Below are 14,166 nucleotides of genomic sequence, written 5' to 3'. Positions count from 1 at the left end.
GATCCTGCCTTCTCGCTCCGATACCCCCTGTTAGCTGCGGGTTCGCTGCTTCGACACGCCGCTCACAGCCTCGGGGAAACCTCCTGTGCACAGTTGGAAACGTGGTAGCAACACGGGGGCGCCATCCGTTCACGTAGGTGAAACACGGGGGCGGCACGGATGAAACACCGAATGAGCAACCTTCTGTGCAGGTCCATTTCGCCGGAATCGGCGGGGCCCGAGATGAGGAGGACATTAAGGTGGCATTTCCCGTAATCGGCGCGCCGGACGCCGGTGACACCGCATGGATGCTGGCCAGTTCAGCACTCGTGCTGCTGATGACACCCGGACTCGCGTTCTTCTACGGCGGCATGGTCCGCTCCAAGAACGTGCTGAACATGATCATGATGAGCATCAGCGCCATGGGCCTGGTCGCCGTCCTATGGGCGCTCTACGGCTTCTCGGTCACCTTCGGTGACGACAAGGCCAACCTCATCGGTGATCCCGATCAGTACTTCGGGCTGAAGCAGATCTTCGGTGGTGCGTACCTGGCCGACGCCGAGTCCGGCGCCGAGGCCGCGATCCCGCTGGCGGGCACCATCCCGCTGACGGTGTTCGTCGCCTTCCAGGCCATGTTCGCGATCATCACCGTCGCCCTCATCTCGGGTGCGGTCGCCGACCGCATGAAGTTCAGTGCCTGGCTGATCTTCGCCGGCATCTGGGCCACCGTCGTCTACTTCCCGGTCGCGCACTGGGTCTTCGCCTTCGACGGCGTCACCGCCGAGGCCGGTGGCTGGATCGCCAACAACCTGAAGGCGATCGACTTCGCCGGCGGTACCGCCGTGCACATCAACGCCGGCGCGGCGGGCCTGGTGCTCGCGATCGTGCTCGGCAAGCGCAAGGGCTGGCCCAAGACCCCGTTCCGTCCGCACAACCTGCCCTTCGTCATGCTCGGCGCCGGTCTGCTGTGGTTCGGCTGGTTCGGCTTCAACGCCGGTTCCGCGGTGGGCTCCAACGGCATCGCCGGCGCCGCCTTCCTGACCACCGTCGTCGCCACCGGTGCGGCGCTGCTGGCCTGGCTGGTGGTGGAGAAGATCCGTGACGGCAAGCCCACCTCGCTGGGTGCGGCCTCGGGCATCGTGGCCGGTCTGGTCGCCATCACCCCCGCCTGCCATTCCGTCAACGTCGTCGGTGCCCTCGCCATCGGCATCGTCGCCGGCGCGTTGTGCGCCCTGGCCGTCGGGCTGAAGTTCCGCTTCGGCTTCGACGATTCGCTCGACGTGGTGGGCGTGCACCTGGTCGGTGGTCTGCTCGGCACCCTGATGGTCGGCCTGGTCGCGGCGCCGGAAGCGCCCGCGGCGGTGAAGGGTCTGTTCTACGGTGGTGGCATCGAGCAGTTGAAGCTGCAGGCCGTCGGTGCGTTCACGGTGCTGGCCTACTCGCTGGTCGCCACGGCCGTCATCGCCTACCTGATCAAGTTCACGATCGGCCTGCGTGCCGACGACGAGGGCGAGTTCGTCGGCATGGACGAGTCCGAGCACGCGGAAACCGCATACGATTTCGCTGCTGTGGGTGGCACGGCACGTTCGGCCGTCAAGGAGGCATGACGACATGAAACTGATCACCGCAATCGTGAAACCGTTCACGCTGGAGGACGTGAAGACCGGTCTCGAGCAGGCGGGCGTGCTGGGCATGACCGTGAGCGAGGTGCAGGGTTACGGCCGGCAGAAGGGGCACACCGAGGTCTACCGCGGTGCGGAGTACTCGGTGGATTTCGTGCCGAAGGTTCGGGTCGAGGTCGTCGTGGATGACGCCTCGGTGGACAAGGTCGTCGAGGTGATCGTCGAGGCGTCGCGCACCGGCAAGATCGGCGACGGCAAGGTCTGGGTGACCCCGGTCGAGACGATCATCTGGTTCCGTACCGGCGAGCGCGGCACCGACGCGCTGTAGCGGGAAGTCGAATCGAGCGGCGGCCCCGCTCCCGCCGGATCTCCGGCCGGGGCGGGGCCGCCCGCGTGAATGGGTGGTGTGGGCAGTGGGTAGCAGTCGGCGAGAACACAGCGATGGCGCCGAGTCGGCGGCGGTCGAGAACACGGTGGTGTCCAACGGCGCGGCCGATCTGGTCAAGGCCAGGCGCCGGTTGCTCGAGGGCGGGCAGCCGCGCAGTCCGCGCCTGGATGCCGAATCGCTGCGCTCGGCGCTGGTCGACCTGTACGAACTGTGGCTGACCAGCAAGGGTGCCGAACTCGGGATCACCGCCGACAGCGGGCTCGCGGTCGTCGCGGTGGGTGGGCTCGGCCGCAAGGAGATGCTGCCCTACTCCGATCTGGACCTGGTGCTGCTGCACGACGACGTCGACCCCGCGCGGGTGGCCGAGGTCGCCGACCAGCTCTGGTATCCGCTCTGGGACGCCCACATCAAGCTCGACCACAGCGTGCGCACGGTGCCACAAGCCCTGCGAGTGGCCAACGACGACATGATCGCGGCGCTCGGGATGCTCGAGGCCAGGCATATCGTCGGCGACGCCGAACTGAGCAACCTGCTCATCGGCGGGGTGCGCCGGGAATGGCGGACCGGGATCCGAGCCCGCTTCGACGATCTGATCGCCCAGGCCAAGGCCCGGTGGGAGCGCAGCGGCGAGATCGCCCACCGCGCCGAACCGGATCTGAAGAACGGGCGCGGCGGACTGCGCGACATCCAGCTGCTGGACGCACTCGCCATCGCCCAGCTGACCGATGCCATGCCGGGGCTCGGTCCGGATGTGCCCGGCGGCGGTGTCCGCCACGCGCATCGTCGGCTGCTGGATGTGCGCACCGAACTGCACCGGGTGGCCGGACGCTCGCGCGATCAGCTGATGGCACAGGACGCCGACGAGATCGGTGCGGCGCTGCGCATCGGCGACCGTTTCGACCTGGCCCGTACGCTCAGCGACGCCGCGCGAACGGTCAGTTACTCGGTGGACGTCGGGTTGCGCACCGCCGCCAACGCGCTGCCGCGGCGCGGCCTGGCCCGGCTGCGCCGGATGCCGGTGCGCCGACCACTCGATGAGGGGGTGGTCGAGCACGCCGGCGAGGTGGTGCTGGCACGGGACGCGCGGCCGCAACGCGATCCCGGCCTGATCCTGCGGGTGGCCGCGGCCTCGGCGCAGACCGGGCTGCCGATGTCGGCGAATACGCTCAACCGGCTCTCGGAGGACGCGCCGGAACTGCGCGAACCCTGGCCCAAGGACGCGCTGAACGATCTGCTGGTGCTGCTCGGCGCGGGCCGGGGCACCATCGACGCGATCGAGGCGCTGGACCGCACCGGACTGTGGGGCCGGTTGCTGCCGGAGTGGGGCGCGGTGCGCGATCTGCCGCCGCGCGACGTCCTGCACACCTGGACCGTCGACCGGCACCTGATGGAAACGGTGGCCTACGCAAGCGCGCTGAGCACCCGGGTGGCCCGGCCGGACCTGCTCGCGCTGGGTGCCCTGCTGCACGACATCGGCAAGGGCCGCGCCGGCGATCACAGCGTGGTCGGCGCGGAACTGGCCACCCATATCGGGCGCAGGCTCGGGCTGTGGCCCTCGGATGTGCGCACGCTCAGCGCGATCGTGCGCCACCATCTGCTGCTGCCCGACACCGCCACCCGGCGCGATCTCGACGATCCGGCCACCGTGCAACTGGTGGTCGACGCGCTCGACGGCGACGCCCAGCTGCTGGAACTACTGCACACCCTCGCCGAAGCCGATTCGCTGGCCACCGGGCCCGGAGTGTGGGGCGAGTGGAAGGCGTCGCTGATCGGTGAGCTGGTGCGGCGCTGCCGGATGGTCATGGCCGGTGACGAGCTGCCCCGGCCCGAGCCCATCGCGCCGGAACTGCTGGAGAAGGCGGCCGCCGGGGGAGTGCATGTGACGCTCGCGCCCGGCGAAGGCAAACACACTCACATCGTCACCGTCATCGCTCCCGACACGCCCGGACTGCTGTCCGAGGCCGCGGGAGTGCTGGCGCTGCATTCGCTGCGCGTGCTGTCGGCGGCGCTGGGCAGCGCGGGCGAGTCGGCGATCAACACCTTCGTCGTATCGCCGAAATTCGGTGATCCGCCCGACCCGGGCCTGCTGCGGCAAGAGTTGATCCGCGCCATCGCCGGCGAGCTGGACCTGCGCGGTCAACTCGCCACACGCGAACGCGAGGCCGTCGGCGCACAGCTGAGCCCCTACGCCAAGGCACAGCCGCGGCTGCTGTGGACCGACACCGATACCCCCGGTCAGGTGATCGTGCAGTTGCGCGCCGAAGACCGGATCGGGTTGCTGAGCAGGCTCGCCGGTGCGCTGGCCGGTTGTGGGGTGGACGTGCGCTGGGCCAAGGTCGTGACGATGGGCACCGCCGTGGTCGACGCCTTCTGCCTGGATCTCGGCGCCGATTCGGGACCGGCCCGCCGCGCCAGGATCGACGAGGCGATCCTGGCGGTCGTGCCGCGGCCCGCACCGAAGAAGCCCGCCGACGACAACGGTGCGCACGAAGGTTCCTGAGCCACCGAGGTTTTCGTGCCCAGCGCGGCGAACTGCCCTGTGACCTCGCCGTTATCCGAAAACCAGTCCTTTGCACATGATTTGCTGGAAATCCCTACGGCATGGTCGGTGGCCCTTAGGATCGGTGAGTCGGGCTCGCATACGAGGGGAGCAGGTCGGTGGCAATCGAAGTCGTCGCCTCGTCGATCATGACCAGTGATGTGACCCCGCACGTGGCCCGCTGCGTCGGCGGGGATCTGTGGGTGGTGTCCTGGTTGCCTGGCCGCACCCTGACCGGTCGCCAAGCCGTCACCGCGATGACCATCGCGGCCACGGTCGCCACCTCCGGTCTGCCGGTGGAGGGCGATTGGACCGCATTGGACGGTCTCGCGCTCGAACTCGGGTTGACCGGCCGTGAGGCCGCGTTCATGGTGGCCAGGGAAAACCACGACTATCGGCGCATCCGCACCCCGCGCCGGCGCACTCCGGAGTAACCTCGCCCACCCGGCACCCACCGGCTGCGTGCGCAGTCCGGTGATCCCATTACGCTGGGATGCAGTGACGTCACTCGAGATCAGGAGCGCGATCGGTGTTCGAATCCCTGTCCGACCGGCTTACCGGTGCCCTCAAGGACCTACGCGGTAAGGGACGTCTGTCGCCGGCTGACATCGACGCCACCTGCCGTGAGATCCGCCTCGCGCTGCTGGAAGCCGATGTCGCGCTGCCGGTGGTGCGCGGTTTCATCGCCAAGATCAAGGAGCGGGCCAAGGGCGCGGAGGTCTCCGCGGCGCTGAACCCGGCCCAGCAGGTCGTCAAGATCGTCAACGAGGAACTCGTCGGCATCCTCGGCGGCGAGACCCGCAGGATCACCCTGGCCAAGACCCCGCCCACGGTGATCATGCTCGCCGGTCTGCAGGGTGCGGGTAAGACCACCCTCGCGGGCAAGCTCGCCAAATGGCTCAAGGGGCAAGGACATCAGCCGTTGCTGGTGGCCTGTGACCTGCAACGCCCCGGCGCCGTCACCCAGCTCCAGGTGGTCGGCGAGCGCGCGGGCGTGCCGGTGTTCGCGCCGCATCCCGGCACGTCCATCGGCGGCGGTGACAACGCGCTCGGTGTCACGGCGGCCGATCCGGTCGCCGTGGCCGAGGCCGGTGTGGCCGAGGCGAAGCAGAAGCAGTACGACGTGGTGATCGTCGACACCGCCGGTCGCCTCGGTATCGACGCGGAGCTGATGGCCCAGGCCGCCGGTATCCGCGACGCGGTGCAGCCGGACGAGACGCTGTTCGTGCTCGACGCCATGATCGGTCAGGACGCCGTCACCACCGCCGAGGCGTTCCGCGACGGCGTCGGCTTCACCGGCGTGGTGCTCACCAAGCTCGACGGTGACGCCCGCGGTGGTGCCGCGCTCAGCGTCCGCAACGTGACCGGCGCGCCGATCATGTTCGCCTCCACCGGTGAGAAGCTCGAGGATTTCGACGTCTTCCACCCCGACCGCATGGCCAGCCGCATCCTCGGCATGGGCGATGTGCTCACCCTGATCGAGCAGGCCGAACAGGTCTACGACCAGCAGCAGGCCGAGGAAGCCGCGCGCAAGATCGGCAGCGGCGAACTCACCCTCGAGGATTTCCTCGACCAGATGCTCGCCATTCGCAAGATGGGCCCGATCGGCAACCTGCTCGGCATGCTGCCCGGCGCCGGTCAGATGAAGGACGTGCTGGCCCAGGTCGATGACAAGCAGCTCGACCGCGTGCAGGCCATCATTCGCGGTATGACCCCGGCCGAACGGGAGAACCCCAAGATCATCAATGCCTCTCGCAGACTGCGCATCGCCAACGGCTCGGGTGTGCAGGTCTCCGAGGTCAACCAGCTGGTCGACCGCTTCTTCGAGGCCAAGAAGATGATGGCCGCGATGGGCCGCCAGATGGGCATGCCAGGGGCGAACCGGCGCAGCAACAAGAAGGGCAAGAAGGGCAAGAAGGGTGGCCGCGGCCCCACCCCGCCGAAGGTGCGCGGCGGATTCCCCGGCGGCATGCCCGGTATGCCCGCCGGCATGCCCGACCTGTCCGGTATGCCCGCCGGCCTCGACCAGCTCCCGCCGGGCCTGGAGGGCTTCGATCTGTCGAAGCTGAAGTTCCCGAACAAGTAGCCCCCGACGCCCGACCGGCTCGGCTCCACCGCTGCGTGGGGCCGAGCCGGTCGTCGTTGCGCACCCGCTACGCGGAGGCCTGCATCTGCGTGACGATGGTCGCCACCCGATCACTGGCCTGCGTCGCCCAGTGTGGATGGGTGGTGACGTAGAGGCGATCGGCTTCGACGGCCGCCAGGATGATCTCGGCGGCCTCGGCAGCCGGCATCATCTCGTCGGCCAGTTGGGTCAGTGCGCCGAGGCCGGGCGCGAGTCGCTCCCACTGCTCGGCGGTCAGCGTGCTCAGCCAGCCCTCGGTGGGCTGGGTGGGGGCGCCGTCGCCCAGCAGCGCGCCGATGCCGTCGGTGACCCCACGCAGCATCTGGGTGTCCACCGGTCCCGGCAGACCACGGTGGCGCCGACGCCGGGGGCGAGGATGGTCAGTTCGCCATGCAGCGATTCGGTCAGCGAGACGACCGCATGCTTGCTCGCGGTGTAGGGCGCGTTGAACAGCCCGGTGGTCACACCCGCCAGGGACGCGGTGTTGATCACGTGGCCGCGACCGGCGGCGATCAGATGCGGTACGAACGCATGCATCCCGTTGACGACACCCTGCACGTTGACGGCCCAGACCCGTTGCCAGTCAGTGGGTTCCACCTCCCAGATCGGCCCGCCGGCACCCATCGCCGCGTTGTTGAACACCAGGTCGACGCGGCCGTACAGCCGCAGGGTGGTCTCGGCCAACCGGTGCAGTTGGTCGGGATCGGCCACATCGGTGGGCACCGCGGGGGTGTCGCGGCCGATCGCCTCGGCGGTCGCCGCGAGCGCGTCGGCGTCGATATCGGCCAGCACCACGCGCAACCCACGTTCGTGCAGGGCCTCGGCTACCGCTCGTTCAGGCCGACGCCGGCCTGCCGCTGATATACAGTGGAATCGGTTTCTCACTGCCATCGCTGGGTGAGAACCGCTGGTGGGTTCGGTAGTCGAGATCATGCGTTTTCACAGGCACACGACCGGAGATCGGACGGAATCGAGTATGAGCAGTGCCGAGGTTTCGATGATTCATCCCCTGGGCCCGACGAGCGTTGAAGACTGGCTGGCCGAAGACCAGCCGGCCGATGGATCTCGACTCGAACTGATACTGGGGTACCTACACGTGACACCTGCGCCCGGTGGTACGCATCAGCACCTTTCGTACCGACTGGCTCGTCTTCTGGATGACGCGATCGTCGCTGCGCAGCGCGATGACCTACACATGTTGCAAGCGGTCGGGGTGCGCATCAGCACCCCCTTCCGCACCGGCGTCATCCCGGACATCGTCGTCGTCGACACCGACATCAACCAGACCAGCTTCGCGCCCGAGAACGTGGTGCTGGCGGTCGAGATCTGGTCTCCGGGCAATACGCGGGAGGAACGCGACACCAAGATTGCCGGTTATGCCTCGGCGCGTGTTCCGTACCTGTGGGTGGTCGAAATGCCAGTAGGGAAGCCGGTCACCTTCTGCGGATACTCGATGGGTGAGCAGGGTTATCGGCAAGAAGTGCGTGCCGCGGCCGGCGAGACGATCAAAGCTCCGGCTCCGGTTCCGGTCGTGGTCGACACGACCCTGCTGCGCTGAGGTCGTGTCGGCCCATCCCGGCGGCGAGCGGTGCCGATTTCTGGCGCGGGTGGGCTGTCTGGCAGAATGGTCGATCGTCCGTATGGACAGTGTCAGCCCGTCTCCGGTTACGCACCGCGCGGCGGTCACACACTTCAACCGCAAAACCGGGCTCGCAGACCATGTGAGTCGCCGAATTGCGCCGTGACCAACCCCGAAAGGTAGATCAGCACATGGCTGTTCGCATCAAGCTCACCCGCATGGGCAAGATCCGCAACCCGCAGTACCGCGTCGTCGTCGCGGACGCCCGCACCCGTCGTGACGGCCGGGCCATCGAGTCCATCGGCAAGTACCACCCCAAGGAAGAGCCCTCGCTTATCGAGATCGACTCCGAGCGCGTGCAGTACTGGCTGGGCGTCGGCGCGCAGCCGACCGAGCCGGTGCAGCGACTGCTGGAGATCACCGGTGACTGGCAGAAGTTCAAGGGTCTGCCGGGCGCCGAGGGCACCCTGAAGGTCAAGGAAGCCAAGCCGTCCAAGCTGGACCTGTTCAACGCCGCGCTCGCCGCCGCCGACAACGAGCCCGTCGCCGAGGCCGTCACCCCCAAGAAGAAGGCCGCCAAGAAGGACGAGGCCGCTGAGGGCGCCGAGTCGGCCGAGGCTGCCGAGTAATCGTGAGCGAGCGCAGCGAGCGAACCGAAGTCACAGCGCGCCCTGCGCTCACGACGGAGCCGAGCGCTAGCGAGGTGGAGTCGTGAGTGCTGTCGTCGCCGATGCCGTCGAACATCTTGTTCGCGGCATCGTCGCCAACCCCGATGACGTGCGTGTCGAGCTGATCACCGGCCGCCGCGGACGCACGGTCGAGGTGCACGTCCACCCCGATGACCTGGGCAAGGTGATCGGCCGCGGTGGACGTACCGCGACCGCCCTGCGCACCCTCGTCGCCGGCATCGGCGGCCGGGGCATCCGGGTCGACGTGGTGGACACCGACGCCTGATGGAACTCGTCGTAGGTCGTGTCGCCAAGTCGCACGGCGTGCGCGGTGAGTTGGTCGTGGAGGTCCGCACCGACGAACCCGAGGCGCGATTCGCGCCCGGTTCGACGCTGCGCGGCCGGTTGGCGCGATCGAAAGAAGTTCGTGAATTCACGGTGGAGTCGGCCCGGGAACACTCGGGCCGACTCCTCGTGCAGCTGAGCGGCGTCGACGACCGCACCGCCGCCGACGCCCTGCGCGGCACGCTGTTCTTCGTCGACAGCGCAGATCTCGGGCCCTCCGAGGACCCCGATGAGTACTACGACCACGAGCTCGAAGGGCTGCGCGTCGAGCTCGCCGACGGCACCGCGGTCGGCACCGTCACCGAGGTATTGCATTCGGCGGCAGGGGAATTGCTGTCGGTGCGGGCCGCCGATGACGGTCGCGAGATCCTGATCCCGTTCGTGATGGCCATCGTGCCCACCGTCTCGGTGGCCGACGGACTGGTCGTGATCGATCCGCCCGAGGGCCTGCTGGATCCCGAATGAGGCGGCCGAGGCCATGAAGATCGACGTGGTCACCATCTTTCCGGAGTATCTGGAGCCGCTGCGCACAGCGCTGCTCGGCAAGGCCATCGATAAGGGCCTGATCTCCGTCGACGTGCACGACCTGCGTCGCTGGACCCATGACGTGCACAAATCCGTCGATGATTCGCCCTACGGCGGCGGCCCCGGCATGGTCATGAAGCCCACCGTGTGGGGCGATGCCCTCGACGAGGTCTGCCCCGACGACGCCCTGCTCGTCGTCCCCACCCCGGCGGGCGTCCCCTTCACCCAGGCCACCGCCCACCGCTGGGCGGACGAGAAGCACCTGGTCTTCGCCTGCGGCCGCTACGAAGGCATCGACCAGCGCGTCTTCGACGACGCCGCGCGCCGGGTCCGCGTCGAGGAAGTCAGCATCGGCGATTACGTGCTGATCGGCGGCGAGGCCGCGGTCCTGGTGATGACCGAGGCCGTGGTGCGGCTGATTCCGGGTGTGCTCGGCAATCAGCAATCCCACCAAGAGGATTCGTTTTCGGTCACGCCGGAATCCGAGGGTCTCGGGCTGCTGGAAGGGCCGAGCTACACCCGTCCGGTGAGTTGGCGCGGCCTGGATGTGCCGCCGGTGCTGCTGTCGGGTGACCACGCGAAGGTGGCCGCGTGGCGGCGTGAGCAGTCAGTGATCCGGACCCGCGAGCGTCGCCCGGATCTGCTGCCCGACACCGACGAGCCGGGTTCGGAGTAGCCCCGCCGATCCTGGCTCATTCGGCTCGGCGCGGTCGAGCTGCTCATTATGCCCCGACCGCACGTGACGCGAGGTACGTGCACGCCCGCACGGTGCGGTGAAGTGTGTCGACGAGCCGTGCGCGTCTCGGTCGGTGGTTCCTTGCGACCGCTGCTGCAATGATGTGACGTATGAGCGGTCCGGACACGCAGCAGGAGCTGCGTCTGACGAATTCAGTACGCCGCAGCCGGGATTCCCCGTTACCTGATCGTCCGGCTCGACCAGAAGGAAGAGCGGATCGAGGCGGTCGAGGAATACCGGCTCGACTGGTCGGGCCGCCGTTACCGCGCCCATACGGTCCACCGGCGGGTACTGCTCCTCGATGAACCGGTCGAGGTGACGATCCCGTTCGCGACACTGGAGAAGCCCTGACGGCGGCAGATCTCAGCCGGGGAGGCCGAGCAGCGACCGCGCCATTTCCCGCATTTCGGCTTTACGCACCTTTCCGGTGACGGTCATCGGGAACTCGTCCACGACGTGCACATAACGCGGCACCTTGAAATGGGCGAGTTTGCCCGCGCAGAACACCCTGAGCGCGTCGGCGTCGAGCGGGGCCGCGCCCTCGCGCAGCCGGACCCACGCCATCAGTTCCTCACCGTATTTCGGGTCGGGGACACCGATCACCTGGGCGTCGAGGATATCGGGGTGGGTGTAGAGGAACTCCTCGATTTCGCGGGGGTAGATGTTCTCCCCACCGCGGATGACCATGTCCTTGATCCGGCCGGTGACGGCGACATACCCGTCCTCGTCCATCACCCCGATATCGCCGGTGTGCATCCAACGGGCGGCGTCGATGGCTTCGGCGGTGCGCTCGGGATCGTTCCAGTACCCGAGCATGACCGAATAGCCGCGGGTGCACAGCTCGCCGGGTGCACCGCGCGGGACGGTGTGGCCGGTCGCCGGATCGACGATCTTGATCTCGAGGTGCGGGCCGACCCTGCCGACGGTCGCGGTGCGGCGGTCGAGGCTGTCGTCACGGCGGGTCTGGGTGGACACCGGTGAGGTCTCGGTCATCCCGTAGCAGATGCACACCTCGCGCATGCCCATCCGATCGATGACGCGTTTCATCACCTCGACCGGGCAGGGGGAGCCCGCCATGATGCCGGTGCGCAACGTGGACAGGTCGGTGTCCTGCTCGTCGAGCTGCGCCAGCATGTCGATGAACATGGTCGGCACACCGTAGAGCGAGGTGCAGCGTTCGGCGGCGACCGCCGCGAGGGTGGCACCGGGTGCGAACGAGGGTGCCGGAATCACGATCGCCGCACCGTGACTGGTGGCCGCCAGATTGCCCATCACCATGCCGAAGCAGTGATAGAACGGCACCGGAACGCAGATCCGGTCCTGCTCGGTGTAGCCGCACAACTCCCCGACGAAATAGCCGTTGTTGAGGATGTTGTGGTGGCTGAGGGTCGCGCCCTTGGGGAAACCGGTTGTGCCGGAGGTGTACTGGATATTGATCGGGTCGTCCATGGACAGCTGCGCCGCCCGCGCCGCCAGCAGGTCCTGGTCCGCGGTGGTGCGCATGAGCGTGTCCCATTCGGGCGTGCCCAGTATCAGCACCTGTTCCAGGCCAGGGCATTTCGGGCGAACCTGCTCGATCATCGCCATGTAGTTCGAGGTCTTGAACTCCGGCGCCGACACCAGCATCCGTACGCCGGCCTGCTCGAGCACGTACTGCAACTCGCTGGTGCGGTAGGCGGGATTGATGTTCACCAGAATGGCGCCGATCTTCGCGGTCGCGTACTGGATGAGAAACCACTCCGGGCAGTTCGGCGCCCAGATGCCCACCCGGTCGCCGGCGGCGATGCCACGCGCGGCCAGCCCGGTGGCCAGCGAGTCGACCGCCGAACGCAACTCACGGTAGGTCCAGCGGCGCCCGGAGGGGCAGTCGACCAAGGCTTCCCGGTCGCCGAACGCGGCCGCGGTGCGGTCGAGGTTCGCGCCGATGGTGTCGCCGAGCAGTGGTGTCTCGGAGATCCCCGAGGTGTAGCTGGGCAGCGGAGTCGTCATCACCGCACCTCCTGCTGACGCAGCAGGAACCGCTGCACCTTCCCGCTGGGCGTCTTGGGCAGGCTCGGGACGAAATGCACCCGGCGTGGGTAGGCATGCGCGGCGAACTTCTTCTTGACCAGCGTCTGGAGTTCGGCCTCCAGTTCAGCGCTGCCCTCGACGCCCTCGCGCACCACGACGAACGCCTCGAGCACCTCACCGCGCAGTTCGTCGGGCATGCCGACGACGGCTGCTTCGGCGACGTCCTCGTGCAGCACCAGCACGCTTTCCACCTCGAAAGGGCCGATCCGGTAGCCGGCCATGATGATGACGTCGTCGTCGCGGGCGGAGAAATGGAAGAACCCGTCGGCGTCCTGGGAACCGGCGTCACCGGTGAGATACCAGCGGCCGTCCGGGGTGTAGCGCTGCGCGGTGCGTTCGGGTGCGTCGAGGTAGCCGAGGAACCACAGCAGCGGGCTGCGTTCGGTATCGATGGCGATGCGGCCGAGCTGCCCGGTCGGCGCCTCGGTATCGGCATCGTCGGCGAGCACCGCGCAGGCCCAGCCCGGCAACGAACGGCCCATCGAGCCCGCGGGGGCCTCGGTGTTCAGCTCGTCGTGCCAGGCATTGCAGATCACCATGCCGTGCTCGGTCTGACCATAGTGATCGCGCACGGCCACGCCGAGGGTGTCGGCGGACCAGGCCACCACCTCGGGGGTGAGCGGCTCACCAGCCGAGGAGGCCCGGCGCAACCGCACCTTCGGCGCCGCGGCGCTGTCGGCGCGCAGGGCCCGGTAGACCGTCGGCGCGGCCGCGAAGTTGGTGACCCCGAATTTCTCCATCACCTGCCAGGTCAGCGCGGGGGAGAAGCCCGCGTGCAGCAGCAGGCTGCGGGTGCCACTGGCCAGCGGGCCGAGGATCGCGTAGTAGAGGCCGTAGGCCCAGCCCGGGTCCGCGGCATTCCAGAACACGTCGTCCGGGCGGACGTCGAGCGCGAACTCCTGATAGGCGTGGAAGGACGCGAGCGCGCGCACCGGAATCGGCACACCCTTCGGCGTGCCCGTGGTACCGCTGGTGAACAGCTGGACCAGCAGGCCGTCGCCGCCGACCGCGACCGCGGGCTCGACGTCCGCGTCGTCGGCCATCAGATCGCGCATGCGCAGCCCGGCAGCGGCCGGCTCATCGCCGGTGACGATGGTGCGCCACGGCGGATCGACCGGGATGTCGTCGCCGGGTGCGAGTTTGCCCGCCTGATCCGGATCGACGATCACGATCGAGGCGCCACTGGCCGACAACCGGAACGCGATCGCCGGCGGCGCGAACGCGGTGAACAACGGCACATGCACCGCTCCGCGCCGCCAGATCCCCAGCAGCGCCACCACCAGGTCTTCGGACTTGGCCATCAACGTGGCGACCCGATCACCCGGCTCGACCCCGAGCCGCGCCAGCGCCGCCGCGAACCGCTCGGACTTCGCGCGCAGCTGGCCGTAGGTCAGGTCCGTCGACGACAGGTCGCTGTCGATGATCGTGAAGGCGACGGCGTCGGCCGGGTGCCGGTCGCACAGCAGCCAGGCCGCGCTCGCATCGGCGCGGTCGTAACACTCCAGCAGCTCGCGCACCCGCGCGTTCGGGTCGATACCCATCTCGCATCTCCTCGGTCGTGATCCAGCTCACCGGGCTGTTGCCATAGGA

14 protein-coding genes are annotated in these 14,166 nt (G+C 68.3%); 10 read left to right on the top strand and 4 right to left on the bottom strand.

Annotated features, from left to right (window positions below; translation table 11 throughout):
• Positions 1-287 precede the first annotated feature (287 nt).
• From AC4HOU_RS05860 to ffh, 5 genes are all read left to right on the top strand, one after another.
• Positions 288-1,586: an ammonium transporter gene (locus AC4HOU_RS05860; protein WP_490724255.1), complete on the top strand. Its 1,299-nt coding sequence runs from the start codon at positions 288-290 to the stop codon at positions 1,584-1,586.
• Positions 1,587-1,590: 4 nt separating this feature from the next.
• A complete protein-coding gene (locus AC4HOU_RS05855; protein WP_490724180.1) occupies positions 1,591-1,929 on the top strand; it encodes a P-II family nitrogen regulator in 339 nt (112 codons plus the stop codon).
• A gap of 145 nt (positions 1,930-2,074) precedes the next feature.
• Positions 2,075-4,489, top strand: coding sequence for a [protein-PII] uridylyltransferase (locus tag AC4HOU_RS05850; protein WP_490724254.1), 2,415 nt, complete (start codon positions 2,075-2,077; stop codon positions 4,487-4,489).
• 158 nt (positions 4,490-4,647) lie between these two features.
• On the top strand, positions 4,648-4,962 hold the full coding sequence (locus tag AC4HOU_RS05845) for a hypothetical protein (protein ID WP_138455124.1): 315 nt from the start codon (positions 4,648-4,650) through the stop codon (positions 4,960-4,962).
• Positions 4,963-5,057: 95 nt separating this feature from the next.
• Positions 5,058-6,614, top strand: coding sequence for a signal recognition particle protein (ffh, locus tag AC4HOU_RS05840; RefSeq protein WP_490724179.1), 1,557 nt, complete (start codon positions 5,058-5,060; stop codon positions 6,612-6,614).
• 67 nt (positions 6,615-6,681) lie between these two features.
• Here ffh and AC4HOU_RS05835 read toward each other — a convergent pair whose 3' ends face one another.
• Together AC4HOU_RS05835 and AC4HOU_RS05830 are read right to left on the bottom strand one after the other, a co-directional pair.
• Positions 6,682-6,975, bottom strand: a complete 294-nt coding sequence (locus tag AC4HOU_RS05835; RefSeq protein WP_490724178.1) for a hypothetical protein — start codon at positions 6,973-6,975, stop codon at positions 6,682-6,684.
• Entirely contained in the window at positions 6,897-7,544 is a 648-nt protein-coding gene (locus tag AC4HOU_RS05830) for an SDR family oxidoreductase (RefSeq protein WP_490724177.1), read from the bottom strand. Before AC4HOU_RS05830 ends, AC4HOU_RS05835 begins: the two co-directional genes overlap by 79 nt.
• Before the next feature lie 85 nt (positions 7,545-7,629).
• Here AC4HOU_RS05830 and AC4HOU_RS05825 point away from each other — a divergent pair, with 85 nt between their 5' ends.
• The 5 genes from AC4HOU_RS05825 to trmD all read left to right on the top strand — a co-directional run bounded on the left by AC4HOU_RS05825 (position 7,630) and on the right by trmD (position 10,446).
• A complete protein-coding gene (locus AC4HOU_RS05825) occupies positions 7,630-8,211 on the top strand; it encodes a Uma2 family endonuclease (RefSeq protein ID WP_195019719.1) in 582 nt (193 codons plus the stop codon).
• 212 nt (positions 8,212-8,423) lie between these two features.
• Positions 8,424-8,861, top strand: coding sequence for a 30S ribosomal protein S16 (gene rpsP / locus AC4HOU_RS05820; RefSeq protein WP_036538364.1), 438 nt, complete (start codon positions 8,424-8,426; stop codon positions 8,859-8,861).
• Positions 8,862-8,943: 82 nt separating this feature from the next.
• Entirely contained in the window at positions 8,944-9,186 is a 243-nt protein-coding gene (locus AC4HOU_RS05815) for an RNA-binding protein (protein WP_014352088.1), read from the top strand.
• A complete protein-coding gene (gene rimM / locus AC4HOU_RS05810) occupies positions 9,186-9,710 on the top strand; it encodes a ribosome maturation factor RimM (protein WP_163811651.1) in 525 nt (174 codons plus the stop codon). The genes AC4HOU_RS05815 and rimM overlap by 1 nt, the downstream gene beginning before the upstream one ends.
• A gap of 13 nt (positions 9,711-9,723) precedes the next feature.
• On the top strand, positions 9,724-10,446 hold the full coding sequence (gene trmD / locus AC4HOU_RS05805; RefSeq protein WP_490724176.1) for a tRNA (guanosine(37)-N1)-methyltransferase TrmD: 723 nt from the start codon (positions 9,724-9,726) through the stop codon (positions 10,444-10,446).
• Between the two features lie 423 nt (positions 10,447-10,869).
• Here the strand turns inward: trmD and AC4HOU_RS05800 are convergent, their stop codons facing one another.
• Both AC4HOU_RS05800 and AC4HOU_RS05795 read right to left on the bottom strand, forming a co-directional pair.
• Complete coding sequence (locus tag AC4HOU_RS05800; protein WP_163811655.1) at positions 10,870-12,495, bottom strand: AMP-binding protein; 1,626 nt, start codon at positions 12,493-12,495, stop codon at positions 10,870-10,872.
• Positions 12,495-14,117: an AMP-binding protein gene (locus AC4HOU_RS05795; RefSeq protein ID WP_490724175.1), complete on the bottom strand. Its 1,623-nt coding sequence runs from the start codon at positions 14,115-14,117 to the stop codon at positions 12,495-12,497. The genes AC4HOU_RS05800 and AC4HOU_RS05795 overlap by 1 nt, the downstream gene beginning before the upstream one ends.
• Between the last annotated feature and the right edge of the window lie 49 nt (positions 14,118-14,166).

This window comes from Nocardia sp. JCM 38205, assembly GCF_058222935.1.
This window is presented reverse-complemented; position numbering and strand designations above follow the sequence as displayed.